The following is a 24,238-nucleotide window of genomic DNA, read 5'->3' on the forward strand; positions in this document are numbered from 1 at the left end:
CTAGGCCAGATAATGCTTGAGCGCCCGTCCGGCCTGATGGATGGCGGAATGCACCGCCGGCACATGGGCGATGGGGTTCAGCAGGCCATAATCATGGATCAGGCCGTTATAGCGGGTGGACGTGACTTCCACCCCGGCGGCATTCAGCAGCCGGGCATAGGCCTCGCCTTCGTCGCGCAGCACGTCCAGTTCGGCGGTCTGTACCAGGGCCGGTGGCAGGCCTTTTAACTGTTGCAGCGTGGCATTGAGCGGTGAGGCGTAGATTTCCTTGCGCTGGGCTTTATCGGTAGTGTAGTTGTCCCAGAACCACTTCATCATGTTGCGGGTCAGGAAATGGCCTTCAGCGAACTGGTGGTAAGAGTCGGTATCAAAGCTGGCGTGTGTCACCGGCCACAGCAGGATCTGGGTGCGCAGGGCCGGGGTGCCTTTCTCTTTGGCCATCAGACTGACCACCGCCGCCATATTGCCGCCGACGCTGTTGCCGACTACCGCCAGCCGGGAGCCGTCGACGTTGATTTTCTCGCCGTATTCCGCCACCCACTCGGTGGCGGCATAGGCCTGGTTGATGGCGGTGGGGTAATGGGCTTCCGGTGACGGGGTGTAGTTAACGAACACCGCCGCCGCGCCGGAACTGTAAACCAGATCGCGCACCAGCCGTTCATGGGTAGGGAAATCTCCCAGCACCCAGCCGCCGCCGTGGAAGAACATAAATACCGGCAGTGCTTCCTTGACCTTGGCCGGTCGCACGATGTGCAGCAGGATGTCCTGCCCCTCGACATGAATGGTTTTCTCGCTGATTTCGACCTCGTGCAGCGGCACTTCGACGCTACGCTGCGCGCCTTCCAGCACCTTCCGCGCCTCTTTCGGTTTCATCTGTTCCATCGGCTTGCCGCCACCGGCATTCAACGCATCCAGAAAAGTGCGGATATCGTGCTGAGCGGCGGGTTGGGTTGGGTCTACAGTTTTCTTGGACATCATGACTCCTCATGCGCTTTTCGGTCGAGATCACAGTGTAGTTGAATGATGCACGTTTGCTGGCCCGACAGCACGTTGAGAAAAGGCGTGCCACACCACGCTTTTTGCCGCCTGAGTTTGACTTTTCAGCGAGGCGAAGATACTTTTTAAACACCAATGGAACACGTGTTCCATTGGCACTGAACACCGGAAGTCCCGGTGCCTCTCTTTGGGCGCTCAACGCCGTGCGGGAAACAAAATCCTATGATTGTGATTGCAAACTCTGAAGGACATCCGGGCATCGGTCTGTCGGCCGAACGGCTGCAGCAGGGCCACAAAGGCCTGCGCGCTATCGTTGACGGCATCAAGCGGGTGGAGCTAGATCCGAGCGTGCGCACCGTGGGCTATGGCGGCTGGCCCAACGTCCTGGGCGAGATGGAACTGGATGCCTCGGTGATGGACGGCGACAGCTTGCGCACCGGCGCGGTGGGGGCATTGCAAGGATACCTGCATCCGGTGGAGGTGGCGTACCGGGTGATGGAAGATCTTAACCACGAAATTCTGGTCGGCGCCGGGGCGGCTCGCTTTGCCGCCGAAATTGGCGCGCTGGCGGGTGACAACCTGATTGCCGACTCCAAACGCGTGTGGTGGGAAAAACTGGAGCAGGCGATGAGCGCGGAACAGCGCCGCGACTGGCCGAATATTCCGCTGGCCGGGCTGTCGAATAACGCCACCGATCCCGAGCGAGTGCGCGATACCACGGTATTTTTAGCGCAGGATGGCGGGGGCACCCTGAGTGCGGCTACCTCTACCTCGGGCTGGGCATGGAAATACCCGGGCCGCTTGGGGGACAGTCCAATCATCGGTAGCGGCTCTTATGCCGACAGCCGCTATGGGGCCTGCGCCTGTACCCACACCGGGGAAATGACCATCCGTTGCGGTACCAGCCGTGCTGTGGTGTTGTACATGAAGATGGGCATGACGCTGGATCAGGCGGTGTATGAAGCGATAGAGGATTTGAACTACCTGAAGGACGGTTACACCGAAGGGGTGACGATCCATGCCGTCGATAAACACGGTAACCACAAGGTGGTGAGCCTCAACTGCCCCGGACCGATCCAATACTGGCTGTGGCAAAGCGGCATGGCGGCACCGGAATTGCGCGATGCCGAGATCATTACCACCCGCTGAAAAGCGGGGTTAACAGGAGGCGCGAACCACCAGTTCGGTGGGGATGCTCACCTGCTGCGGCGCGGCCTGCGGGCTGCTGCTGCGTAATTCTATCAGTTGCACAATGGCGGCGATCATCGCGCTGATATCCCGCCGCACCGAGGTCAGTTGATAGCTCGGCCAGGCGGCCATCGGGATATCGTCAAAGCCGTAGACCGCGACGTCCTGCGGGATCTGCAACGGCGTATGCAAACGAATATAATCCATCACCCCCATTGCCATGGAATCTGCGGTGCAGAAGATTGCCTGTGGGGCCGGCTGCGCCGCCAGTAACTGAGGAGCCAGTTTGAAACCACTCTGGTAGCTGTAATCCCCGCTGAGTTGGGCCACGATCTGCAACTGCTGCTCCGCCGCCTCGGCTAAGAAGGTCTGCTGGCGTAGCTGTTCCCCTTTGGCGCTGCTGCGCCCACCAAGCATCGCCACCCGCCGCTGACCCTTTTGCGCCATCAGCGCCGCCAGTTGTTGCAGGCTGGGGGCCTCGTCGGCGTTGAGTGCATCGCACAGGGCGTCACCCGCCAGGCCGTTGAGCATAATCGGCGTGGCGATGCGGAACAAATCCTTCGCGGCGCGGGCGCTGATGTTGTCGGCGAACACCACGGCAGAATCCACGTGATAGGAAATGGTTTGTTTCAGGTAGCCGGCCGGATCTGCGATGCCTTCCAGCCGGATCATCACCGCCTGTCGGTTGCTGTTTTGCAACTGCTCCACCAAACGGTCGAAAAACTCCAGATCAGACAGGTCGTGAAAGTGGTTAACCACCACCGCGACAAAGCCGGTTTTGCCGGTGTGCAGGCTCTGGGCGATGGCGTCCGGCGCATAGCCCAGTTGGCTGGCGACGCGCATCACCAACTCACGGTTCTTCTGCGATACCCGGCCCTGATTGGAGAAGGCGCGGGAAACCACGGTGCGTGAAACACCGGCAACGCGGGCGACATCGTGAGAGGTGACTTTTTTTATCGGCATGGGGCGAATACTCAACGGAAAACAGGGCGCTGCGGTAGGGACACGCAGTGGTGATAGGGTCTCACAGAATGCCGGTGGGTAACACCGTTTCCCCGCGCGGCGCCAGCCGTTCGCCCGTTTGCGGATCAAAAAAGTGCAACGCGGTGGTATCCAGCGTCACTGCCAGCGGTTGCCCTTGTGAGTGTTGCAGTTGAGTATGCTGTTTCACGATGTACTGCGCGCCGTTGTCACCCTGCACGAACAGATTGCTCTCTGCCCCCAGATTTTCGCTGTATACCAGCGTTCCGCTCAGATGCGGCTCCGCCAGCGGTGCACTGATGCTACAGGCCTCCGGACGACAGCCCAGCGTCAGCCAGGCACCGTGTAGAGGGCTCAGTGCCGGGAAGTCGGCCGCCGCCAGCGGCAACACCAATCCCGAATCGCCCTGCAGCACAATTTGCTCGCCCTGAACCTGGACCTGCACCTCAAACAGGTTCATCTGCGGTGAGCCGATAAACTCGGCGACAAAACGATTAACCGGCCGGTGATAAAGATCCAGCGGCGTGCCGATTTGCTGCACTTTGCCCTGGTTCATAATCACTACTTTGTCCGCCATGGTCATCGCCTCCACCTGATCGTGGGTGACATAGATGATGGTGGCACCGATCGCCTTGTGCAGCGCCGACAGCTCCTGACGCATGCGGTTGCGCAGTTTGGCATCGAGGTTGGACAGCGGCTCATCGAACAGGAACACCTTGGGGCGCCGGACAATCGCCCGACCGAGCGCCACCCGCTGGCGTTGGCCACCGGACAACTGACCGGGTTTGACCTGCAGAAACTCGCTCAGGTGCAGCATTTCGGCGACCGCGGCAATCTGGCTGGCGATCTCCGCTTTGGCCATCCCTTTGATTTTTAGCGACAGCGCCATATTCTCGTACACCGTCATGTGCGGGTAGAGCGCATAGCTCTGGAACACCATGGCGATATCACGGTATTTGGGCAGCACCTCGTTCATGCGTTCGCCGTCAATCCGTAATTCGCCGGAGGACAGGGTTTCCAGCCCGGCGATCATCCGCAGGGTGGTGGATTTGCCGCAGCCCGATGGGCCGAGCAGCACCACAAACTCGCCTTTCTCCACCTGCAGATTCACGTTGCTGGCGGCCTGATAGCCATTGTCATAACGTTTGTTGATATCAAGCAGTTCTACGTAAGCCATCAGTGCTCCGTTTCGGCAAGCAGGGAACTCAGCCGTGCCAGCAGCAGCACGCCGAATGAGGATGCGCCGTTGGCGTACAGCTTGCGGTGCGGCATATCGGTCGACATGGCGGCGATGTCCAGGTGTGCCCAGCGTTGGCCCGGTTGCACGAACTCGCTGATAAAGGTTGCCGCCACGCACGGGCTGCCGTGCGGATCTTCGCCACCGTGGCGGTAGTCGGCAAATTCAGACTTCAGCACGCCGCGATACCAGCCGCCGTGCGGCATCGGCCAGACTGGTTCTGCGCTGACCTTGCCCGCCTGGCTGACCTGCGCCAGAAAAGCCTCGTCATTGCCCATCATGGCGGCATATTCCTTGCCCAGCGCCACGCCGGCACCGCCGGTCAGGGTGGCGATATCCAGCAGATAATCCGGCTGGAAGCGTTGCTGGGCATAGCTGATCACGTCGGCCAGCACCATGCGACCTTCGGCGTCGGTTGAAATGATCTCTACCGATTTGCCGTTGTGCATGGTGACGACGTCACCGGGGCGCTGGGCGCGTGAGGAGGGCATGTTTTCCACCAGTCCGCACAGGCCAATGACGCGGATCGGCAATTGCAGTGCGTCGATGATTCGCATCGCGCCCACCACCGCCGCCGCGCCGCCCATATCGAACTTCATGGTGCTCATGCGAGCCGCACCTTTGATGCTGATACCGCCGCTGTCGAAGGTGACGCCTTTGCCGACCAGCGCCAGCGTGTGGCGGGCGTTGGCCGGATGGTGATCGAGGATCAGCAACTGCGATGCACGGGCGCTGCCCTGGCCCACCCCGAGCAGGCCGCCAAAGCCCAGTGCTGCCATTTTTTCATCCCCCAGCACTTCCTGGTGCAGGTGGCTGAACGGCAGTTGGGCTACCGCTTCGACAAAGCTTTCCGGGTAGAGAATATTGGCCGGTTTGTTCATCAGCTCGCGGCCAATGATCACCCCCTCGGCATGCAGATTAGCCCAGTCGCACAGGGCTTGGGTGGCCGCATCCTGGCTGCCCAGTGGCAAGGTCGTATCGGTCAGCGTCGCGCTGTCGTGATGCTGATAACGATAAGCCCCCAATCGCAGGCCGAACAGCAGCCAGCGCCAGCTCTCGGCATCTGCCGGTAGCTCTGGCGTTAGCGTCAGGCGCAGCTGTTGCAAGCCGAAATCTTTTTGCCCGGCGGCGATAATGGCCCCGGCATCCTGCAACGCGGCGGGCGTCAGCGGCGTGCCAATATTGAGCGCAAAACGACTGTCGCCCAGCGGATAAAGCCTGCCGACCGTTGCTCGTTGCAGACCGGCATTTTGCAAGGTGGCGGGCAGTGCGTCCTCCGCAGTGGCAAACAGGATCACTTGCTGGCGCTCAGCGCTGCTGTGAGCGCGGTAAATATCGATTGATTGCATAAGTTACCCTTTGACCGCCCCACGGGTGAGGCTCTCCATCATTTGTTTGGACGAGAAGATAAAGGCGATCAGCAGTGGCACGATCGCCAGGAAGCTGCCGGTCATCACCAGGTTCCACGGCGTGGCGGTGGCACCGCTCAGGCTGCGCAGCACCAACTGTAGAATTTGTTTGTCCGGCGACTGTAACGCCACCAGCGGCAGCATAAAGTTGTTCCAGGTATCGACCACCACCACGATCGCCACCGTCAGCAGCGCTGGGCGCATCAGCGGCAGGCCGATACGCAGGAAGATCTGCAGTTCGTTCAGGCCATCCATACGCGCGCTGTCGAGGATTTCGCTGGGCAGCGAGGAGCTGACGTACTGGCGTACCAGGAAAATACCAAAGATGTTGACCCCGGCCGGTAGCCAGACGGCGGCGAACTGATCCAGCAGGCCGACGCTTTTGATCACGAAGAAATAGGGCACCAGGTTGACCACGCTGGGCACCATCATGGTCAGCATCAGGGTGGTGAACAGCACCTTCTTGCCCTTGAACTGATAAACACTGAAGGCGTAGCCCGCGGCGGCGGACACCAGCACGCTGGTCAGGGTCGCCATAGCGGTGACATACAGGGTATTGAGCAGTGAGCGGGTGAAGGGCACCTGTTGTTCCAGCCCACGGTAGTTTTCCAGCAGGTGGCTGCCAAAGCGCAGCGACATGCCCATGATGCTGCGGGTGTCCTGCGTCGCCAGCAAGGCCGACCAGTAGAACGGGAACAGTGACAGTGAAGCAAACAGCGAGACCAGCAGGTAGATCACCAGCTTGCCGGTGTCAAAACGGCGTCCGTTAGCGTTCATCTTTTAATCCCCCGCGGTTGCCAAAGCCCCAAAACACCAGTGCGCTGACCACGGCTATCAACAGGAACAGGATCCAGGAAATTGCCGAAGCGGTACCCATATCCAGATAGGACCAGCCGGTCTTATACACGTACATCGATACCGTCAGGCCGCTGTTGTCGACGCCGCCGGTCCCTTGCGTCAGGATCATCGGTTCATTGAACAGCTGCATATTGCCGATCAACGTCATCAGCGTGGCGAAGAAGATAAAGGGTGCCAACAGCGGCAGGGCGATATAGCGGAATTTCTGCCAGCGGCCGGCGCCGTCCAGTTCAATCGCTTCGTACAGGTCCGGTGAGATCGACGCCAGGCCAGTCATGTAGATCACCGTATTGATACCGGTAAACTTCCAGGTCACCTGATTGGCGATGGTGAAACGGATCCAGTCACTGTCAAAGAAGTTGATCGGCAAGGCGGCCGCCAGTGCGCCAAGGTGCAGTCGGGTCGCCAGCCCGCTGAGCAGTTCGTTGACCATGCCGACCGGCGAGAACAGGTTGAACACTATCAGGCTGACGGCGACGGAAGAGGTGATGTAGGGCAGGAAGATCGCCGCCTTCAAAAAGCGTCGGCCCCGCACGATGATGTGCAGCAATGAGTAGGCCAGAGTGATGGCGAACAAATGCTGGCACAGACCAGACACCAGCGTAATTTTGATGGTGTTGACCAGCGACACCCAGAAGGCATCGTCGGTGAAGGCATAGTAAAAATTATCCAGCCCGACAAACTTCATCGAGCTGAGGCCCTTGACCGGGTTCCACGACTGGAATGACAGAAACGCCGAGAAGAAGATCGGGAAGGCGTTGAATACCGCGAACAGCAGCATAAACGGCAGCAGCAGCAGGTAGGCGGTGCGGTGATCGTGCAGCAGCCCTTTGAAAAATCGCTTACGCATAGACTCCCCGAACCGACGGAAATATAAAGTCGGCGGCCGACTGACCGTCGTATCTGATGATTACAAAGCGCGCATCCGACGTTCCAGCAGCTTGTTGGCATCGCGCAGGGTGCTGTCGATGTCCTGATGCTGCACCAGAATTTTCTTCGCCGCTTCGTTAAGGATCTCGTTAGCGATGTTGTCCTCCGGCGATGAGGCGACCGGTTTCAGATCCGGCACCAGGCTGGCGTAGTAGCGCATCGAATGCTGACCGCCGAGAATGCTGCTCGGGGTGTCAAAGTAGGGCGCGTTATATACGTCGAGACGGGCTGGCAGAGTACCGGCGGTTTTCGCGGCGTCGATCACCACGTCACGCTGCATAAAGTACTGAATGAACTGCCAGGCCGCCTGAGCGTTTTTGCTCTGCTTCGGGATCACCAGCGTGGTGCCGCCGGCGTTGACCTTGATATTGCCCGGCACGCCGGTCACGCGCCACAGTCCGGCTTTGGCACCGTCCGGATCCAGCTCCTGCTCAATCCGGCCTTCGTCCCACGGGCCGTCGATATCCGCGAACAGTTTCCCCTGACGGTACAGCTTGATGTATTCCTGTGAGTTGGTTGAGCCGTCGAGCGAGGCCGCCAGCCCTTTGTCATACAGCGTTTTGATCACCGTCATCAGCTGTTTGATTTGCGGGGAATCGAGATTGGGTTTGCCGTCTTTGGTGTACACCGGCTTGCCCGGTTCACTGTTCATGCCCACCACCAACGGGTTGATCAGGCTGGTGGCGGCCGGGAGCAGGTAAGCGCCTTGCTCTTTTTTCAGCTTTTCACCAAAGGCAATAAAGCTGTCCCAGCTTTTGGTGATGTCTTCAATCTTCACGCCTGCCTTCTGCACCATGTCGTTACGGTAGATCATGATCACCGGGCCGGTGTCATAGGGCACGCCATAGATATTGCCATCGTTGCCTTTCGCCAGGCTGATCATCGAGGGATCAAACTGCCAGCCCTGGCTATCGATGCTGAACGGTGGGGCGCTCAGGTTGTTCAGCCCGCCGGAGTTGGCAAAGCTGCCCAGCTTGATGGTGCTGACGCTGAAGATATCGGCGGCGCCCTGACCAACGGCCAGGGCGGTGGTCAGCTTTTGGTGGCAGTCGGCGAAGCCGCATTTGATCGACTGCACCTGGATGTCCGGATGCGCCGCCTCAAAGTCTTTAATCACCTTGTTGATGTAATCATTCGGCAAATAGTTGGCGAAGGTAATGCTGGTGTTGGCGCTGGCAGAAACCGGCAGGCCAAGCAGCACGGCCAGTGCGGCCCCGGTAATCCTCTGGTTAGTACGCAAGCAGAAATGAGCCATGATAACCCCGATGCTGTGCAGTCGATGTGGTGTGTGTTTTTCCATCATGGAACACGTGTTCCATTGAAATTAACCTATTATCGTGCCCTCAGACTGTCAACAATTTGTTCGGTAAGTTAACAAATATGAGATCTGGCGCGGAGGTTGCCCACGGAGGCGCCCGATTCGGGGCGGCTGTTTGTCGCGCAGAGCCTGAATTGACGCGGCTTTGCCCGTATCTGGTGCATTCTCTGCACCGATGTGGGGCAAAAGTGTGATCGGACGCAAATCAGGCCAAATTATTTTTGCGAGCGCGATCAGAATTATTGAAGTTTTTTGTAATTGAATAGGATTTCGCAGCCAACGATGATTTTTAGCCTTATTTTTTCAATTATTCATTACCAATGCATATTTATTGAATAAGTATGCATTGTAAGCCGTTGTTTTAGCGTAAAAAAACGCAAAAATTGCCGAAAATACCAGTTTGGCACGATAGCTGCTCTACACTCTTTATCAAACGGCATGTATTTTAACTGCTCGTTAACATTTATTCCCCGTTCCAGGACCCGATACCCGGCATAAATAGCGAAAAACGCGTTTGATGTAACAGATTTGTTTCTGAATAGACGGTGAAAGGCAGAGTTATCACCGGTCGAAAAGTGGCAGCGACGGCGTGGTTTTTGTTGTTTTGTGGCGGGACATCCGGGCAGGAGCGGCCCTTACAGTCAAAATTCAGTCTTTGCTGAAGTTATGAGGTCATTATGGAACAGCCAATCGCAGTTACCCGCCAGTCTTTCGACGACTGGATGGTCCCGGTTTACGCCCCCGCTGATTTTATTCTGGTACGGGGAGAAGGCTCGCAGGTCTGGGATCAACAGGGTAAGTCGTACATCGATTTCGCCGGCGGCATCGCGGTCAACGCGTTGGGCCATGCTCACCCGGTGGTGACGGCGGCGCTGGTGGAGCAGGCGGGCAAACTGTGGCATCTGGGCAATGGCTACACCAATGAGCCGGTACTGCGTTTGGCCAAGCAGCTGATTGACGCCACCTTTGCCGACAAAGTGTTTTTCTGTAACTCCGGGGCGGAAGCCAACGAAGCGGCGCTGAAGCTGGCACGTAAACGTGCGCTGGACAAGGGCAACAGCAGCAAGAACCAGATTGTGGCGTTCAACAACGCCTTCCACGGTCGCACGCTGTTTACCGTTTCTGCTGGCGGCCAGCCGAAGTATTCCAAGGATTTTGCCCCGCTGCCGGGTGGCATCACCCACACGCCGTTCAACGATCTGGCCGCCGCTGCCGAAGTGATCAACGACCAGACCTGTGCGGTGATCGTCGAGCCGATTCAGGGCGAAGGCGGCGTGTTGCCAGCCGATCCCGCTTTCCTGCAGGGCCTGCGTGAGCTGTGCGATCGTCACGATGCGGTGCTGATTTTCGATGAAGTGCAAACCGGCATGGGCCGTACCGGCGAGCTGTATGCCTATACGCAATACGGCGTGGTCCCGGACGTGCTGACCACCGCGAAAGCGCTGGGTTGTGGCTTCCCTATCGGCGCCATGCTGACCACGGACGAACTGGCTAAAACCCTGGGCGTCGGTACTCACGGCACCACCTACGGCGGTAACCCACTGGCAACGGCGGTGGCAGGTGCAGTGTTCTCGATCATCAACACGCCAGAAGTGCTGGAAGGGGTTAAACAGCGTCACCAGTGGTTCCTCGACGGTTTGAACAAGATTAACCAGCAGTACCCGATTTTCTCTGAGATCCGCGGTGGTGGCCTGTTGATTGGCTGCCAACTGACCCAGGATTATGCCGGCAAGGCAAAACAGATCACCCAACTGGCCAATGAAGAGGGCGTGATTGCCCTGATCGCCGGGCCGGATGTGGTGCGCTTCACCCCTTCACTGATTATTCCTGAGCAGGATGTGAAAGAGGGGCTGGCGCGATTCGCGCGAGCTGTGGCGCGGATTTGCAGCTAACACAGGGGCTGCGCCTTCACCGGCGCAGCCTGATTAAGAAGAGGTTCGCATTATGATGATTATTCGCCCTATAGAGCGTCGCGATTTGGCTGATTTATTGACGCTGGCCGGTAAGTCCGGCATCGGTCTCACTTCCCTGCCGCAAGATGAAGATACCTTGTCGGCACGCATTGAGCGGGCGTTAAAAACCTGGCAAGGCGAACTTCCGCAAAGTGACCAGTGTTATCTGTTTGTTCTGGAAGACAGCGAGCGCCAGCAGGTGGTCGGGGTTTGTGCCATTGAAGTGGCCGTGGGGCTCACTGAACCCTGGTACAGCTTCCGCGTTGGCACTCAGGTGCATGCGTCCAAACAGCTGAATGTGTATAAATCGGTGCCGACGCTGTTCCTCAGCAACGATCACACCGGCCATTCCGAACTCTGTACGCTGTTCCTCGATCCGGACTACCGCCACGGTGAAAACGGCAAGTTGCTGTCGAAGGTGCGTTTCCTGTTTATCGCCGCTTTCCGTGAGCGTTTCTCCGCCCGGCTGATTGCCGAAATGCGCGGTTTCTCCGATGAGAACGGCCGTTCGCCGTTCTGGGAGAGCGTCGGCAACCATTTCTTCTCTATCGAGTTTGCCAAGGCGGACTACCTGAGCGGCACCGGCCAGAAGGCGTTCATCGCCGAGCTGATGCCGAAACACCCGCTGTATGTCGATTTCCTGGCCGAAGACGCGCAAAAAGTGATTGGCGAAGTGCACCCGCAGACGGTACCGGCGCGCCGGGTACTGGAGTCGGAAGGCCTGCGTTATCAGGGCTATGTCGATATCTTCGACGGCGGCCCGACGCTGGAAGCGGAAATCGACCAGATCCGTGCGGTCAAACAAAGCCGTCTGGTGAAAGTGGTGCTGGATGAAACGCCGATGCGCGCCGATGCGCCGGTTCATCTGGTGGCTAACGATCATTATCAAAATTACCGCGCACTGCTGGTCAATGCCGACCTTTATGACGACCGTCTGCATATCAATGCGGCCACCGCTGCGGCGCTGGGCGTTGAGCAAGGCAGCCCGGTGCGGGTTATCCCCCTTATTGCACAGGAGAAAGCGTAATGTCCCATCCTGCACTGTTTATTAATGGCACCTGGCAGCAGGGCCATGGCGCTGAATTCAGCAAAACCGATCCGGTCGACAACCAGCCGCTGTGGCAGGCTAACGCCGCCGACGGCAGTGATGTCGCCGCCGCCTGTGAAGCGGCTCGTGCTGCTTTCCCGGCCTGGGCGCGCACGCCGTTTGAACAACGTGAGCAACTGGTGAAGCGTTTTGCCGCGCTGTTGGAAGAGCACAAGGCGCATTTGGCGGCGACCATCAGCCGTGAAACCAGCAAACCCCGTTGGGAGACGCTGACCGAAGTTCAGGCGATGATCGGCAAAGTGGCAATTTCCCTGCAGGCTTATCAGGCGCGTACCGGCGTAAGCCAGACCGCGATGGCGGATGGCGCTTCGGTGCTGCGTCACCGGCCGCACGGCGTACTGGCGGTGTTTGGGCCTTATAACTTCCCCGGTCATTTGCCTAATGGGCACATCGTACCGGCGCTGCTGGCGGGTAACACGGTGGTGTTTAAGCCGAGTGAACTGACGCCGCAAACCGCCGAGGAAACCCTGAAGCTGTGGCAGCAGGCCGGTTTGCCTGCCGGGGTGATCAATATGGTGCAGGGCGGACGTGAAACCGGCGAAGCCTTGGCCGCTAGTAGCGATATCGACGGCCTGCTGTTTACCGGCAGTGCCGGCACGGGTTATCACCTGCATCGTCAGTTGGCGGGGCAGCCTGAGAAGATCCTGGCGCTGGAAATGGGCGGCAACAACGCGCTGATTGTCGATCAGATTGAAGACTGCGATGCGGTGGTCAACCTGGCGATCCAATCGGCCTTTATTTCCGCCGGCCAGCGCTGTACCTGTTCGCGTCGTATTCTGGTGAAACGCGGCAGCGAGGGCGATGCCTTTATTGAGCGTTTGGTGCAGGTGGCGAGCGCCTTGCATATTGGCCGTTGGGACGCTGAACCTCAGCCGTTTATGGGCGGGGTGATCTCTTCGGCGGCGGCAGAAAAAATGCTGGCGGCGCAACATCACCTGCTGTCACTGGGCGGCAAAGCCTTGCTGACCATGCAACGTCTGGAAAGCGGCAGCGCGTTGCTCAGCCCGGGCATTATTGACGTGACCGGCGTGCAGAATGTGCCGGACGAAGAATACTTTGGTCCGCTGACCACCATCATTCGCTATAACGACTTCGATGAAGCGGTGCGTATCGCCAACCAGACGCGCTATGGCCTGTCAGTCGGCCTGGTTTCGCCGCAGCGTGAGCGTTTTGATCACCTGCTGTTGGAGGCGCGTGCCGGTATCGTCAACTGGAACAAACCCTTGACCGGGGCTTCCAGTGCAGCACCGTTCGGCGGTGTAGGGGCCTCCGGCAACCATCGCCCAAGTGCCTACTACGCAGCGGATTACTGCGCCTGGCCAATGGCATCGCTGGAGAGCGAAAGCCTGACGCTGCCGGCCAGTCTGTCGCCGGGACTGTCATTTAATTAAGTTTTACCCGTCGCCTTTCAAGCCGCAGCGTTATTACTGTAGGGGCGCAGCATGCAGCGCCCCTACACTACCAGGAGAACAGCATGTCAGGATATGAAGTCAATTTTGATGGTCTGGTGGGCCTGACGCATCACTACGCCGGATTGTCATTTGGGAATGAGGCCTCGACCCAGCACCAAAATAGCGTGTCGAACCCGAAATTGGCGGCCAAGCAGGGTTTGCTGAAGATGAAGACATTGGCGGACCTCGGTTTCCAGCAGGGGGTATTGCCGCCGCAGGAACGCCCGCATGTGCCGATGTTGCGTAAATTGGGTTTCAGCGGCAGCGATGAGAGTGTTTTGGCACAGGCGATGCAGCAGTCGCCACGTCTGCTGTCTGCGCTCAGTTCGGCCTCTTGCATGTGGACCGCCAATGCAGCCACGGTGTCGCCTTCGGCGGACAGCGCCGATGGCAAGGTGCATTTCACCGCCGCTAATCTGAACAATAAATTCCATCGCGCGATTGAGGCTGAGACGACTTCCGGCGTACTGCGAGCTATGTTTAACGATCCCCGCCATTTCGCCCACCATGAGGCCTTGCCGCAGGTGGCGCTGTTTGGTGACGAAGGTGCGGCTAACCACAACCGACTGGGCGGCGACTACGGCAAACGCAGCGTACAGATGTTTGTCTACGGTCGTCAGGAGTTTGGGGGTGAAATTGCCCCAGCGCGTTATCCAGCACGTCAGACGCGTGAGGCCGGGGAGGCGATAGCCCGTCTGCACGAGTTGGACGAACAGCATACGGTGTTTGTGCAGCAGAACCCGGAGGTGATCGATCAGGGTGTGTTCCATAACGACGTGATTGCCGTCAGCAACCAGAACGTGCTGTTCCATCATCAGCAGGCTTTTTATCGCCAGCAGCAGTCGTTGGATGAAGTGCGCCGCAAGATGGCAACGCTGGACACCGAACTGGTAGCGATTGAAGTGCCGACGACGCGGGTATCCGTGGCGGATGCGGTGGCAACCTATCTGTTCAACAGCCAAATCCTGACCAAACCCAACGGCAAAATGATGATCGTGGTGCCGGAAGAGTCGCGTCAGCACAGCGGCGTCTGGAGCTATCTGAGCGAGATGGTGTCCGGCGGTGGGCCAATCGATGAAATCAAGGTATTCGATCTGCGTGAAAGCATGCGTAATGGCGGCGGGCCGGCCTGTTTGCGGCTGCGAGTAGCGTTGAATGAGCAAGAGCTGCGGGCGGTTAATCCGCGTGTGATGATGAACGATAGCCTGTTCGTCACGCTGAATGAATGGGTCGATCGCTATTACCGCGATCGTCTGACGCAAAATGATTTGGCCGATCCGCAGCTGCTGCGCGAAGGGCGTGATGCGCTGGATGCCCTGACGACCATCCTCGGGCTGGGTTCGGTTTATCCTTTCCAACAATAAGCGGAGCCACCATGTTTGATTTGTTGGCCCTGACGCTGGCGGGACAGGTCCCGGCTGAGCAACAGGGCGAGAACGCGAATTTGCACTGGCACTGGCTGGGGGAAGGCCTGCTGGAGATCACCCCACGGCAGGATTACCGCCAGGCGGTAGTGCTGTCAGCGGGTATTCACGGTAATGAAACTGCCCCCATTGAGCTGCTGAATCAGTTGGTCAATGATCTGCTCAGCGGTAGCCGAACCTTAGCCGTTCGGTTGCTGGTGGTGCTGGGTAACCCGGCGGCGATGCGCGCCGGTAAGCGTTATCTGCACAGTGACATGAACCGGATGTTTGGCGGCCGCTATCACGATTTTGACCACAGTGGTGAAACCGCGCGGGCACAGCAACTGGAGCAGGCGATCGCGGAGTTTTTCGCCGATGAGGGCGCTGCTCGTTTCCACTATGATCTGCATACGGCGATCCGTGATTCACGCCTGCCGCGCTTTGGTATTTTGCCTTTCCAGACGCGGCCTTACAGTGCCGAGATGTTGGCCTTGCTGGATGCCGCCGATCTGGATGCCCTGGTGATCCACAGCGCGCCGGGCGGCACTTTCAGCCATTTCTCCAGTGAGCATGCCGGCGCTGCCAGCTGCACGCTGGAACTGGGTAAGGCGAGGCCGTTTGGCAGCAACGATCTGCAGCAGTTTGCTGCCATTAACCGTGCGTTGCAGACAGCGGTGAGTGCTGAACCTTTGCCGCAACGAGCGGGGGATGCCTTGCGGCTATTCCGCGTTGAGCGATCGCTGATCAAGCGTAGTGAAGACTTCAGGTTGCATCTCAGTGATGATACTGCCAACTTTACCGAGCTGAAGCAGGGCACGCTGCTGTGTGAGCAACCGGGAGAAGAGTACCGGGTACAGCATGCCAGTGAGTGGATATTGTTCCCTAACCCTGGTGTTGCACTTGGGTTGCGTGCCGGTATGGTGCTGATCGAAGCGCCACGCAGCACGCTGTATTGCCCCGTTCTTCCTTAATACGCTTTTATACTTGCCGTGTTTAAGGTGGTAGCGATGTTGGCTGCCACCTTAAATAACGGCGGTATATCATGCTGGTTATTCCTCTTGTTTCCCCTGCTTTATATTCCGCTATTCAATATTTTTTATTTTTCACCTTCCATCTTTGCTAAACCTCTTTTTGATGGCTTGAATTCAATTAATTACTCGAAGCGGTAAAAGCTTGGCTTAAAACGTGGCTAAGTGATCTTAATTACCCATGCGACTTTACTCAGATAAAAATGTGAAATAAGTAACGTTATTAATAACCCTGCTAAGTTTCATGATATTTATGAAACGTGCGGAAAGCATACAAAAAGAAACTAAATTGCACCAATATGGTGCATTGCACCAGTTTGGTTATAACTTATGTGGCAAAATATAATAAGAATCAATGGTTTGATTTGTCTTGATTGTGAAATATTTGGTTACAAATAAACATGCTTTATCCACGGTGTTTTATGAACTTTTTTATTTGAAGTTACGATTCATGATGCTAATGTCACATGGCTCCTTTATTAGGGGCGCTCATAAAACGCTAAATGATAAAGATCACAGCCCAAACCATAAATTGGGCGTGATGGGCAGGAATTAAAAATTATAATATCTAGGAAAATAAATGATGAAACGCAGTGTATTAGCCTTAGCTATTGCCCTCGGGGCAATGACCTCCTTTGCCAACGCGGCTGAAATTTATAATAAAGATGGCAATAAACTCGACCTGTACGGTCGCGTAGCGGCCAAACATGTTTTCAGCAAAGATAAATCCGAAGACGGCGACAAAACTTATGTCCGTTTTGGTTTTAAAGGCGAAACGCAAATCAACGACCAGCTGACCGGCTACGGTCAGTGGGAATACAACGTTCAGGCCAACCACGACGAAGCGCAAGGTACTGCGGGCACCAAAACCCGTCTGGGCTTTGCCGGTCTGAAATTCGCCAACTACGGTTCATTCGATTACGGCCGTAACTACGGCGTAGTGTACGATGCGGAAGCCTATACCGACATGCTGCCGGAATTCGGCGGTGATACTTACAGCTACACCGATAACTTCATGACCGCACGTTCCAACGGCCTGGCAACCTACCGTAACCGCGATTTCTTCGGTCTGGTAGAAGGCTTGAACCTGGCGTTGCAGTACCAGGGTAAAAACGACGGTGATGGCCGTGGCGTGACCAAACAAAACGGTGACGGTTACGGTATGTCCCTGGATTATCAGGACATCGGCGGCTCGGGTGTTGGTGTAGCGGCAGCCTTCTCTGACTCCAACCGTACCAGCAAGCAGAAAGAACTGGCTTACGGCAAAGGTGACAGCGCGACGGCCTGGACCACGGCAATCAAGTATGACGCCAACCAGGTTTACCTGGCTGCCATGTATGCCGATACACGTAACATGACGCCAATCAGCGGCAACGGCGTGTCTGGCTTCGCCAACAAAACGCAAAACTTCGAAGTTGTGGCCCAGTACCAGTTTGAGAACGGTCTGCGTCCTTCTCTGGCCTACGTGCAGTCCAAAGGCAAGGATATCGAAGGGATTGGTGATGTCGATCTGGTGAAATACGTGGAAGTGGGTGCGACTTACTACTTCAACAAAAACATGTACACCTATGTTGACTACAAAATCAACCAGTTGAACGACGATAACAAGCTGAAACTGAGCACCGACGATATCGTGGCAGTGAACTTGACCTACCGTTTCTAAGTTTCAACGCTATTACCTTCTTCCTGTGTCGGGAACCAAAAGGTAATCAGGCAGAGCGCGAGCTCTGCCTTTTCTATTATTGGGGCGGCTATCCTTTCGGGGCTTGCCCCATCACTTCAATTGCTGAGCGCAAGGTGGCAAAACGTTGTTGATTGGTCTCATGCTCAATCTCGTTAACCAAATGGGCCAGAATATTATTGCCGGAAACTTTTTTATTAAGATTGATCAGTTGGATCACTGCGCCGCCGACCACCAGGCTGACGTCGCGTAACAGGGTTTCATAATGTTCGTTTGAGAGGGTAGATACGGGCATCACGCCGTCTCCATATCGTTCGGGTGAAGCAATTTAGCAAACTGGCGGCATAAAGCATTGTAGGCATACCTGTTTTCCGGTGAATTCAGATATTCCTCAGAGGAAAGTAGCGGAAAATTTGTCCTAAATCTTACATCGGCGCATATTCGTTGGCTGGCAACCAGAAGCCGTCGATAAAATCCTCAAACGGAAAACAACCGGCATGGCGCAGATTCTGTTCTTTCATGCTGATCAGACATTGGCGTTCATCGCGCAGCACGTCAACCACGATATCGGCACAGTCGCCATCCAGATAACAGACAAACATCACCAAGGCGTACATTGCGTCTCATGTCCTTCACCCAATTCTTCCATACCCTTATTGTAGGTAAAGTCGGCGATTGTTTCATGCCGGGCAGCCGCGACTGGACAGTTTGGCCACTAAATGTGGCACTTTCGGATTACTCTAACCGCTTAATACCTCAGGGCCAATTGAATATCCCTCTTGCAGTGCTAAGCTTAACAAGCCTTAAGTCAACGCAACATTGTAACCATCGAAAGGAGTGAATATGGGTTTGTTTAACTTCGTCAAAGAAGCGGGCGAAAAACTGTGGGACACAGTGACCGGCAATGCCACTGCCGAAGATCAAAGCGCCAAACTGAAGGACCACCTCAATAAAACCGGTCTGCCGGGTATCGATAAGGTTGATGTGCAGGTGGTTGACGGTAAAGCCGTAGTGACCGGTGACGCAGTCAGCCAGGAGCTGAAAGAGAAGATCCTGGTGGCCGTAGGGAACGTAGCCGGCATCAGCGGTGTGGAAGACAAGGTGTCAGTTGAACAAGCTGCCGCAGAAAGTCGTTTCTATACCGTGAAGAAGGGCGATACCCTGAGCGCCGTTTCGAAAGAAGTGTATGGTAATGCCAATCTGTACAATAAGATTTTCGAAGCGAACAAGCCAATGTTGTCCAGCCCGGACAAAATCTACCCGGGGCAGGTACTGCGTATTCCACAGTAACCGCGACACATTATGCCTGGCCGGATCTCTGGTCGGGCTTTTTTATGCCATTTGGTATAAGTTGGTCTAATTATTTTATTGTTTTAATAAGAGTTGAGAATGCTTCATGTTCTTCGCCGTCTCAGTCAGGAGGGAATATTGACCCTGGCGAGGAAAGTTGATAGCGTCTTGCCACTCTAGAGGTCTGAGCGGCATTGGGCGCGGAATCTGACAAACCTGCCATGGCGGGCTTTATTATCAATCACCCCTCACAAAAACGTTAACGCGTGATGAGTTAAGATAGATTCTGTGAAACAACAACGTAATACCTCACAAGATAAAAACTACCGTGAAACTTTGGGAGACGCGCAATTTGCTGTCATTGTGCTGGCGATAGCGTCCTGCTCCCTGATTATCTTTACGCTGTCGGTCACGCTGTGGCTGACATGACGTCTTTCAATACAGGGGATAAAATGGAGCACAATCTCCACGATGAAACCAAGCTGTTGGCCGTTATTGGCTTACTGGTTTCCGTGTTGTTAGTGGTATCAATACTCTTTGGTGTGACTTACTTCTCCGATCTGAAGCATGCTCACGATGAAGTCGATATTAAGGGCTGCTACATCAAGGCATCCTAGCGCTCAGACCCCCCAGGTTGCGTTTTGGCCGCCGGCTCATGGTAAGCTGGCATCCGGCTACTCATTCACCTGTGTGACGTTCTGGAGGCGTTTTATCATGAGCAATTCCCGCCCAACTCATTCTTCATCTTCCCGTGATTGTCCTGTGGTTGACGGCATCCGTCAGATCCAACGCATTGCCGTACGCAACGCCGAAGTCGGCGGCATTGAGATCAACCGTGCCTTGCCGACCCGCGAACGCCGCACCGTCGGGGCCTGGTGCTTTCTCGACCATGCCGGTCCGTCGGTATTCAGCGGCACCTCGCAGGGGATGGATGTCGGGCCGCATCCGCATATCGGCCTGCAAACCTTTACCTGGATGATTGAAGGTGAAGTGCTACACCGTGACAGCCTGGGCAGTGAACAGGTGATACGCCCCGGGCAGGTTAATCTGATGACCGCAGGCCAGGGTATCGCGCATACCGAGCAGTCAACGGGCGAACAGCGGCGTTTGCATGCCGCGCAATTGTGGATCGCGTTACCTGCCGAACATGCCAATATGGCACCACGCTTTGATCATTATCCTGATTTGCCGTGCTGGCAGCGCGACGGGGTCCGGCACACTTTGTTGGTGGGCGAGTTTGAACAATATCGTTCCCCGGTATTCACGCTTTCGCCTTTAATCGCCATTGATTTGGAATGGCAGGCCGATGGCTATTTGCAATTACCACTGCGAGAAGATTTTGAAATAGGCTTCTTGCCCCTTATTGGTGCATTTGAGGTTAATGGTGAAAAATTTTCACCTGATGAGTTTGCCTATTTAGGTAAAAATCTTAACCGTATCGGGTTACATGGCAGGAAGGGCAGCCGCGCATTATTAATCGGCGGGCTACCTTTAAATGAAGAGATTCTCATTTGGTGGAACTTTGTCGGCCACAACAAGCAGGAGATTACCCAGGCGCAGCGTGATTGGGAGCAGGGGAATACACGCTTCCCCGAAGTCAGCGGCTATTATGGTCCGCGCATGACCGCGCCGCGCCTGCCCTGGAGCGATGTTTGATATCTGAAGGCTATAACGACGGGAGAGTTTTATTCATTTCGCTCTATTAACGTTAAATTAATGTGATCGAAATTCCATGTTTGGGCGTAAATATAGTTTATCTGGTAAATAGTGATCTGGCGCAAATAAAAGGTCGGAGCAGTGGATTAAGATAAATCTCAAGAATTGATGTTGTCCACCGCTAGTCAGAAGCCTGTGAGGTCATTATGAGCCAAGTACTCTATCGTGCAAGATTATCCCATGTTGTTATTGCAACGGCGGCGTTTTGGATCTCAATCGCAGCCATGTTGGTTGTCGCGCTAAACTAACTCTGAATGATTATGCAATAAACCCGCTACGGCGGGTTTTTTTATGCCGGATTATTCGCAATATTCTGAGGGCGGTTATACTGGTTAAACCTAATCCCAGATTAACCCCGTAAAACAAAATGATAATTCTTTCTAATATAATCGTGTTGTTAATTGCCGCGATCCATTTGTATATCCTGATCCTGGAAATGTTCTTGTGGCAGAAACCGACCGGCAGGCGAGTGTTTGCTACCACCGCAGAATTTGCCGCGGCAACGCGGGTGCTGGCGGCCAATCAGGGGTTGTACAACGGTTTTCTGGCGGCAGGGCTGGCCTGGGGTGTCTGGCGCAACGATCCGACGGTGCAACTGTTCTTCCTCGGCTGTGTGCTGGTGGCGGGCGTGTTTGGCGGACTGACGGCCAGCCGTAAAATCCTCGGGGTGCAAGCACTGCCCGCGTTGGTGGGGTTGGTGGTGGTTCTTTGGGCGCATTAGCCGCCGTTAACGGCGGTGGGAAAAGCGGTCAGGCAGTCTTCTGATGGATGACGTGCAGCGGCGGGGCAATGTGTAGGTCCACGCTTAAATCCTGACGAAAATCATATGGCGTGATAGCAAACCGTTTTCTGAACATATACGTGAAATGTGACTGTGAGCCGAAACCAAAATCGAGGGCGATGTCGAAAATAGAAGCGTCACTGCTGCGCAACTGGTAAACCGCGCCGGCCAGTCTGCGTTCGCGGATGTACTTGCCCAGCGAAATCCCGGTCGCTTCTTTGAACAGCTTCTGCATGTGCCACAGAGAGTAGCCGGAGTATTCGGCCAGCTCTTCGAGATGGATCACTCTTCCAAGGTGAGTTTCGACCCATTTACTGAGGGCGCAGACTAATGAGAGGTGATGTTCTTGTATCATCAGTGCGTCTGTGTGAGATCTACATAGCGCTGAAGTATACACAACTTGCCGCCACGGACAAAAAAGCCACCGTCACCGAGACGAAATTATTCGGAAAAACCATCGTCAAGTGGCTTGTCAGCCGGAAGCAAAAACGGCTAATCTGAGATAGCCCGCTACTGCCGATACCAAAGTGGGGCAGATCGCAACACATGACAACCCAAGCAGATCCAGCCGTGACAATTCAGCGTTGATGGGGTGATCGCATGTTAATGACAGTGATTATTACTCTGGTTGTAATTGTAGGTGTAGCCGCGTTTATGGTGACACCGGTGATGAGAATGAATAATGCGGAAGGTGTGGGAGGTGAAGAGCCGTGATATCAGGACAGAATATGACTCCCAATGGGGTTTGACAGACTACCGAAAAAGCCTGGGCACAGAGTGACCCGGGCTTTTTATTGTTGAGCGTTAGCCGATCAGACGTTTTTCCGTTCCACGGTTTCTTCACCCCAGTACAGTTGGTCGGCGCTGGTTTTGGCAAAGGCCATTTGCAACGCTTCGTCACTGCCTTCCTCCCAGATTTTTTGTGCCAGAACCTCATCGTTTTTTGCCAGTTCAAAAATTGCCTCGGCGATCTCAACCGAAGTTTCACGCACGGTAGCCCAGGATTTCACATTGTGGTTTGCCATAACTTTCTCCTGTTGGGTTGTAGCTGAGGGGGCGCCGAAAAGCGAGCCGCTCAAGGCTCAAGTATAGGTCAATTCAATCGGGCGTTTTGACACCCAATGCGCACAACGTTGAAAATTCAGCGGCGAACGGCCAGGGGGCGGCAAAGCGTCATGCGGCATGCTATTCTGTGCGGCGTCTGAATTAAGAAGGAAAGGTATTATGTCCGACATGCTGAGCAACGATCAGGAATTGGCTTCCGACCTGGTGGCCTGCCAATTGGTGATCAAACAGATCCTGGATGTTATCGACGTTATCGCCCCTACCGAGGTACGGGACAAGATGGCAAGCCAGTTGAAGAGCATTGATTTTACCACTCATCCGGCCGGGGCCGATCCCGTGACCCGGCGGGCGATTGAAAAAGCGATTGCGCTGATTGAGATGAAGTTTACCCGCGGTTAATGGGGGAACCGCCGCTGAGCGACGGTTTTGAGCGGTGGTGATTAATCCACCACCGTTTCGACTTTCTTGAACAGCGGGCAATCGGCCACGCCAATCACGCCGTTATCACCATGCAGATACTGGGCGATCACCAGATTGCGTGCCGTCATGTACTTACACTGCAATCCCAGCCCACCGACGTTTTTATTGCTGCCGACCAACACACCGTAGCCCGAGAACAAAAACACCCCATACACTACTGCCAGCAGCACTGCCCATTTCACCAACTTAGCCATTGTGACTCCTTGTTATTTATCGTCGTTGCGATATAGCCACGCTCCGGAGAAGGGGGCAATGGTAACAATCTGAAAAGTGGCCCTCAAGCCGGTTTCTAAACGACAGGTTAAACTTCGTTTAAGTTGGCTGTGATAGCATGCCCAACAAATTATCAAGATAACAATGAGGCTGCTAAATTTGTTACGAAAAAAAATCCTCGTGATAATGGCGTTCCTCGCCGCCTGCCTGTTCTTTTATCTGCTGGCGCTGGATAGCTATTGCGATGAGGGGGGGACATTTGCGTTGGGGCTTTGCTCTGTTACCCGTTGGATCCCCTGGTGAGATGCGTAGTGGTGCGTAACAATTTTCTATCAAGATGTCCGTGCCGGTGCCCGGGGTGCTAAGATGTCTGCCTGTTTTTAGCAGTAGATAGGGTTGTCCATGTACGATTTAGGTTTTGGTCCGAATAGCCTGGTGTCGCTGGTTGTCGCCGTGCTGGCACTGCTGGTGGGATTGTGGATCTGGTTCCTGGTGAATCGCGCCAGTGTGCGTGCCAATGAGCAGATCCGCCTGCTGCAGGAAATTGCCGAGCAGCAGCGTCAGCAAACTGCATTATTGAAAAGCCTGGCGCAAAGCGCGCGTGGCGATAGCGTGACGGACGATGACGATCTCAGCCCGACGCTGGATTTTAAAGGTTTTATCCCCGAGCGTTAATCAAGATGCCTGTCGGGTGGCTTTGCCACCCGCGCTGCGCCGAAAAACATTAGTGTAGATAATATAAAAACCCATCCCATTGTCATAAATCTGTCGTATTAGCATCGTAATGTAGCGCCAACTCTACGAAAGATGGATAAAGCCGATGATTAAATGGTATGAAGAAAGCGACGCCGAGGTGAACCGCAGCATTGCGTTGATCACCGGAGAAAACCCGGATAAATGGTATCCTTACGGCGGTGTGAAAGGTAAAGATTATTGCAAGAATCCCTCCGATGCCTGGCCGATTATCTGCGCCAATAAAATCAGTCTGAATGCCGATACTCAAAGCGACAGTACGCAGTGGCAAGCGCGCATGAGCACTCAGCTTGGTGAGTGGCAGGCGGACTGCAGCAGCCCACTGCGCGCCGCGATGATCTGTTTCCTGCTGAGCCAGCAAACTAACGAAATGGTCCGTTGAAACACCAGAATTACTGAT

General features: G+C 55.4%; 28 protein-coding genes. 16 read left to right on the forward strand and 12 right to left on the reverse strand.

Going from position 1 to position 24,238, the window contains the following annotated elements:
- A complete protein-coding gene (locus OC597_RS07885) occupies positions 1 to 975 on the reverse strand; it encodes an alpha/beta hydrolase (protein ID WP_261424194.1) in 975 nt (324 codons plus the stop codon).
- A gap of 243 nt (positions 976 to 1,218) precedes the next feature.
- Here OC597_RS07885 and OC597_RS07890 point away from each other — a divergent pair, with 243 nt between their 5' ends.
- Entirely contained in the window at positions 1,219 to 2,145 is a 927-nt protein-coding gene (locus tag OC597_RS07890; RefSeq protein WP_261284822.1) for a glycosylasparaginase, read from the forward strand.
- Between the two features lie 9 nt (positions 2,146 to 2,154).
- Here OC597_RS07890 and OC597_RS07895 read toward each other — a convergent pair whose 3' ends face one another.
- The 6 genes from OC597_RS07895 to OC597_RS07920 all read right to left on the reverse strand — a co-directional run bounded on the left by OC597_RS07895 (position 2,155) and on the right by OC597_RS07920 (position 8,902).
- Positions 2,155 to 3,147 (reverse strand): LacI family DNA-binding transcriptional regulator, encoded by a 993-nt coding sequence (locus tag OC597_RS07895; RefSeq protein ID WP_261424193.1) that lies wholly within the window; start codon positions 3,145 to 3,147, stop codon positions 2,155 to 2,157.
- A gap of 61 nt (positions 3,148 to 3,208) precedes the next feature.
- The gene (locus OC597_RS07900) at positions 3,209 to 4,342 is read right to left on the reverse strand and encodes an ABC transporter ATP-binding protein (protein WP_262208288.1); all 1,134 of its coding nucleotides are present in this window, start codon (positions 4,340 to 4,342) and stop codon (positions 3,209 to 3,211) included.
- The gene (locus tag OC597_RS07905) at positions 4,342 to 5,751 is read right to left on the reverse strand and encodes a leucyl aminopeptidase family protein (protein WP_261424191.1); all 1,410 of its coding nucleotides are present in this window, start codon (positions 5,749 to 5,751) and stop codon (positions 4,342 to 4,344) included. The genes OC597_RS07900 and OC597_RS07905 overlap by 1 nt, the downstream gene beginning before the upstream one ends.
- Before the next feature lie 3 nt (positions 5,752 to 5,754).
- Positions 5,755 to 6,588 carry a carbohydrate ABC transporter permease gene (locus OC597_RS07910; protein WP_085117215.1) on the reverse strand — a complete coding sequence of 278 codons (834 nt, stop codon included), beginning with the start codon at positions 6,586 to 6,588 and terminating at the stop codon, positions 5,755 to 5,757.
- Complete coding sequence (locus OC597_RS07915) at positions 6,578 to 7,519, reverse strand: carbohydrate ABC transporter permease (protein ID WP_099064317.1); 942 nt, start codon at positions 7,517 to 7,519, stop codon at positions 6,578 to 6,580. Before OC597_RS07915 ends, OC597_RS07910 begins: the two co-directional genes overlap by 11 nt.
- Positions 7,520 to 7,579: 60 nt before the next feature.
- A complete protein-coding gene (locus OC597_RS07920) occupies positions 7,580 to 8,902 on the reverse strand; it encodes an ABC transporter substrate-binding protein (RefSeq protein ID WP_262208291.1) in 1,323 nt (440 codons plus the stop codon).
- Positions 8,903 to 9,594: 692 nt separating this feature from the next.
- Between OC597_RS07920 and OC597_RS07925 the strand changes: the two genes are divergently transcribed.
- The 6 genes from OC597_RS07925 to ompC all read left to right on the forward strand — a co-directional run bounded on the left by OC597_RS07925 (position 9,595) and on the right by ompC (position 17,522).
- On the forward strand, positions 9,595 to 10,809 hold the full coding sequence (locus OC597_RS07925) for an aspartate aminotransferase family protein (RefSeq protein WP_207979064.1): 1,215 nt from the start codon (positions 9,595 to 9,597) through the stop codon (positions 10,807 to 10,809).
- A 52-nt stretch (positions 10,810 to 10,861) separates the two neighbouring features.
- A complete protein-coding gene (gene astA, locus OC597_RS07930) occupies positions 10,862 to 11,896 on the forward strand; it encodes an arginine N-succinyltransferase (RefSeq protein ID WP_099064315.1) in 1,035 nt (344 codons plus the stop codon).
- Positions 11,896 to 13,368: a succinylglutamate-semialdehyde dehydrogenase gene (gene astD, locus OC597_RS07935; protein ID WP_261424189.1), complete on the forward strand. Its 1,473-nt coding sequence runs from the start codon at positions 11,896 to 11,898 to the stop codon at positions 13,366 to 13,368. Before astA ends, astD begins: the two co-directional genes overlap by 1 nt.
- Positions 13,369 to 13,451: 83 nt before the next feature.
- Positions 13,452 to 14,792: an N-succinylarginine dihydrolase gene (astB, locus tag OC597_RS07940; RefSeq protein ID WP_262208296.1), complete on the forward strand. Its 1,341-nt coding sequence runs from the start codon at positions 13,452 to 13,454 to the stop codon at positions 14,790 to 14,792.
- An 11-nt stretch (positions 14,793 to 14,803) separates the two neighbouring features.
- A complete protein-coding gene (astE, locus tag OC597_RS07945; RefSeq protein WP_261424188.1) occupies positions 14,804 to 15,802 on the forward strand; it encodes a succinylglutamate desuccinylase in 999 nt (332 codons plus the stop codon).
- Positions 15,803 to 16,439: 637 nt separating this feature from the next.
- Complete coding sequence (gene ompC / locus OC597_RS07950; RefSeq protein WP_314733046.1) at positions 16,440 to 17,522, forward strand: porin OmpC; 1,083 nt, start codon at positions 16,440 to 16,442, stop codon at positions 17,520 to 17,522.
- An 88-nt stretch (positions 17,523 to 17,610) separates the two neighbouring features.
- On the opposite strand, the gene OC597_RS07955 is transcribed toward ompC, so the two are convergent.
- Positions 17,611 to 17,835 (reverse strand): biofilm development regulator YmgB/AriR family protein, encoded by a 225-nt coding sequence (locus OC597_RS07955; RefSeq protein ID WP_261256455.1) that lies wholly within the window; start codon positions 17,833 to 17,835, stop codon positions 17,611 to 17,613.
- 130 nt (positions 17,836 to 17,965) lie between these two features.
- On the reverse strand, positions 17,966 to 18,157 hold the full coding sequence (locus OC597_RS07960) for a YdfD/YebW family protein (protein WP_262208299.1): 192 nt from the start codon (positions 18,155 to 18,157) through the stop codon (positions 17,966 to 17,968).
- Between the two features lie 226 nt (positions 18,158 to 18,383).
- Here OC597_RS07960 and lysM point away from each other — a divergent pair, with 226 nt between their 5' ends.
- The 5 genes from lysM (at position 18,384) to OC597_RS07985 (ending at position 21,267) form a co-directional block, all read left to right on the forward strand.
- Entirely contained in the window at positions 18,384 to 18,830 is a 447-nt protein-coding gene (lysM, locus tag OC597_RS07965; protein ID WP_135316927.1) for a peptidoglycan-binding protein LysM, read from the forward strand.
- 288 nt (positions 18,831 to 19,118) lie between these two features.
- Positions 19,119 to 19,259, forward strand: coding sequence for a hypothetical protein (locus tag OC597_RS07970; RefSeq protein WP_165366775.1), 141 nt, complete (start codon positions 19,119 to 19,121; stop codon positions 19,257 to 19,259).
- Between the two features lie 23 nt (positions 19,260 to 19,282).
- Complete coding sequence (locus OC597_RS07975) at positions 19,283 to 19,447, forward strand: hypothetical protein (protein ID WP_261256456.1); 165 nt, start codon at positions 19,283 to 19,285, stop codon at positions 19,445 to 19,447.
- A 97-nt stretch (positions 19,448 to 19,544) separates the two neighbouring features.
- Positions 19,545 to 20,486 carry a pirin family protein gene (locus OC597_RS07980; protein WP_261462898.1) on the forward strand — a complete coding sequence of 314 codons (942 nt, stop codon included), beginning with the start codon at positions 19,545 to 19,547 and terminating at the stop codon, positions 20,484 to 20,486.
- A gap of 427 nt (positions 20,487 to 20,913) precedes the next feature.
- Positions 20,914 to 21,267, forward strand: a complete 354-nt coding sequence (locus OC597_RS07985) for a DUF1304 domain-containing protein (RefSeq protein WP_409977058.1) — start codon at positions 20,914 to 20,916, stop codon at positions 21,265 to 21,267.
- A gap of 28 nt (positions 21,268 to 21,295) precedes the next feature.
- On the opposite strand, the gene OC597_RS07990 is transcribed toward OC597_RS07985, so the two are convergent.
- On the reverse strand, positions 21,296 to 21,682 hold the full coding sequence (locus tag OC597_RS07990) for a helix-turn-helix domain-containing protein (protein ID WP_262208304.1): 387 nt from the start codon (positions 21,680 to 21,682) through the stop codon (positions 21,296 to 21,298).
- Between the two features lie 457 nt (positions 21,683 to 22,139).
- A complete protein-coding gene (locus tag OC597_RS07995) occupies positions 22,140 to 22,352 on the reverse strand; it encodes a YccJ family protein (protein ID WP_012145555.1) in 213 nt (70 codons plus the stop codon).
- Between the two features lie 199 nt (positions 22,353 to 22,551).
- Between OC597_RS07995 and OC597_RS08000 the strand changes: the two genes are divergently transcribed.
- A complete protein-coding gene (locus OC597_RS08000) occupies positions 22,552 to 22,791 on the forward strand; it encodes a DUF2766 family protein (RefSeq protein ID WP_261424186.1) in 240 nt (79 codons plus the stop codon).
- Positions 22,792 to 22,832: 41 nt separating this feature from the next.
- Here the strand turns inward: OC597_RS08000 and OC597_RS08005 are convergent, their stop codons facing one another.
- Positions 22,833 to 23,066, reverse strand: coding sequence for a YobH family protein (locus tag OC597_RS08005; protein WP_261256460.1), 234 nt, complete (start codon positions 23,064 to 23,066; stop codon positions 22,833 to 22,835).
- A 178-nt stretch (positions 23,067 to 23,244) separates the two neighbouring features.
- Here OC597_RS08005 and mgrB point away from each other — a divergent pair, with 178 nt between their 5' ends.
- The 3 genes from mgrB to OC597_RS08020 all read left to right on the forward strand — a co-directional run bounded on the left by mgrB (position 23,245) and on the right by OC597_RS08020 (position 24,220).
- The gene (gene mgrB, locus OC597_RS08010) at positions 23,245 to 23,388 is read left to right on the forward strand and encodes a PhoP/PhoQ regulatory lipoprotein MgrB (protein ID WP_085117253.1); all 144 of its coding nucleotides are present in this window, start codon (positions 23,245 to 23,247) and stop codon (positions 23,386 to 23,388) included.
- Between the two features lie 99 nt (positions 23,389 to 23,487).
- Positions 23,488 to 23,760, forward strand: coding sequence for a YebO family protein (locus OC597_RS08015; protein ID WP_012145551.1), 273 nt, complete (start codon positions 23,488 to 23,490; stop codon positions 23,758 to 23,760).
- A gap of 145 nt (positions 23,761 to 23,905) precedes the next feature.
- Positions 23,906 to 24,220, forward strand: coding sequence for a phage protein NinX family protein (locus OC597_RS08020; RefSeq protein ID WP_261256463.1), 315 nt, complete (start codon positions 23,906 to 23,908; stop codon positions 24,218 to 24,220).
- Positions 24,221 to 24,238 lie beyond the last annotated feature (18 nt).

Source organism: Serratia proteamaculans (assembly GCF_946227095.1).
GTDB classification, from domain to species: Bacteria; Pseudomonadota; Gammaproteobacteria; order Enterobacterales; family Enterobacteriaceae; genus Serratia; species Serratia proteamaculans_E.

Excerpts from the sequence above, each read along its gene's own strand:
- OC597_RS07905 (WP_261424191.1), bottom strand. The coding sequence starts at position 5,751 with ATGCAATCAATCGATATTTACCGCGCTCACAGCAGCGCTGAGCGCCAG.
- OC597_RS08005 (WP_261256460.1), bottom strand. The coding sequence starts at position 23,066 with ATGGCTAAGTTGGTGAAATGGGCAGTGCTGCTGGCAGTAGTGTATGGG.
- OC597_RS07960 (WP_262208299.1), bottom strand. The coding sequence starts at position 18,157 with ATGTACGCCTTGGTGATGTTTGTCTGTTATCTGGATGGCGACTGTGCC.
- astE (WP_261424188.1), top strand. The coding sequence starts at position 14,804 with ATGTTTGATTTGTTGGCCCTGACGCTGGCGGGACAGGTCCCGGCTGAG.
- OC597_RS07980 (WP_261462898.1), top strand. The coding sequence starts at position 19,545 with ATGAGCAATTCCCGCCCAACTCATTCTTCATCTTCCCGTGATTGTCCT.
- OC597_RS08015 (WP_012145551.1), top strand. The coding sequence starts at position 23,488 with ATGTACGATTTAGGTTTTGGTCCGAATAGCCTGGTGTCGCTGGTTGTC.
- lysM (WP_135316927.1), top strand. The coding sequence starts at position 18,384 with ATGGGTTTGTTTAACTTCGTCAAAGAAGCGGGCGAAAAACTGTGGGAC.
- OC597_RS07900 (WP_262208288.1), bottom strand. The coding sequence starts at position 4,342 with ATGGCTTACGTAGAACTGCTTGATATCAACAAACGTTATGACAATGGC.
- astD (WP_261424189.1), top strand. The coding sequence starts at position 11,896 with ATGTCCCATCCTGCACTGTTTATTAATGGCACCTGGCAGCAGGGCCAT.
- OC597_RS07920 (WP_262208291.1), bottom strand. The coding sequence starts at position 8,902 with ATGATGGAAAAACACACACCACATCGACTGCACAGCATCGGGGTTATC.
- OC597_RS07975 (WP_261256456.1), top strand. The coding sequence starts at position 19,283 with ATGGAGCACAATCTCCACGATGAAACCAAGCTGTTGGCCGTTATTGGC.
- astA (WP_099064315.1), top strand. The coding sequence starts at position 10,862 with ATGATGATTATTCGCCCTATAGAGCGTCGCGATTTGGCTGATTTATTG.
- OC597_RS07985 (WP_409977058.1), top strand. The coding sequence starts at position 20,914 with ATGATAATTCTTTCTAATATAATCGTGTTGTTAATTGCCGCGATCCAT.
- astB (WP_262208296.1), top strand. The coding sequence starts at position 13,452 with ATGTCAGGATATGAAGTCAATTTTGATGGTCTGGTGGGCCTGACGCAT.
- OC597_RS08000 (WP_261424186.1), top strand. The coding sequence starts at position 22,552 with ATGTCCGACATGCTGAGCAACGATCAGGAATTGGCTTCCGACCTGGTG.
- OC597_RS07990 (WP_262208304.1), bottom strand. The coding sequence starts at position 21,682 with ATGATACAAGAACATCACCTCTCATTAGTCTGCGCCCTCAGTAAATGG.
- OC597_RS07885 (WP_261424194.1), bottom strand. The coding sequence starts at position 975 with ATGTCCAAGAAAACTGTAGACCCAACCCAACCCGCCGCTCAGCACGAT.
- OC597_RS07995 (WP_012145555.1), bottom strand. The coding sequence starts at position 22,352 with ATGGCAAACCACAATGTGAAATCCTGGGCTACCGTGCGTGAAACTTCG.
- ompC (WP_314733046.1), top strand. The coding sequence starts at position 16,440 with ATGATGAAACGCAGTGTATTAGCCTTAGCTATTGCCCTCGGGGCAATG.
- OC597_RS07890 (WP_261284822.1), top strand. The coding sequence starts at position 1,219 with ATGATTGTGATTGCAAACTCTGAAGGACATCCGGGCATCGGTCTGTCG.
- OC597_RS07910 (WP_085117215.1), bottom strand. The coding sequence starts at position 6,588 with ATGAACGCTAACGGACGCCGTTTTGACACCGGCAAGCTGGTGATCTAC.
- OC597_RS07915 (WP_099064317.1), bottom strand. The coding sequence starts at position 7,519 with ATGCGTAAGCGATTTTTCAAAGGGCTGCTGCACGATCACCGCACCGCC.
- OC597_RS07925 (WP_207979064.1), top strand. The coding sequence starts at position 9,595 with ATGGAACAGCCAATCGCAGTTACCCGCCAGTCTTTCGACGACTGGATG.
- OC597_RS07955 (WP_261256455.1), bottom strand. The coding sequence starts at position 17,835 with ATGCCCGTATCTACCCTCTCAAACGAACATTATGAAACCCTGTTACGC.
- OC597_RS07895 (WP_261424193.1), bottom strand. The coding sequence starts at position 3,147 with ATGCCGATAAAAAAAGTCACCTCTCACGATGTCGCCCGCGTTGCCGGT.
- OC597_RS08020 (WP_261256463.1), top strand. The coding sequence starts at position 23,906 with ATGATTAAATGGTATGAAGAAAGCGACGCCGAGGTGAACCGCAGCATT.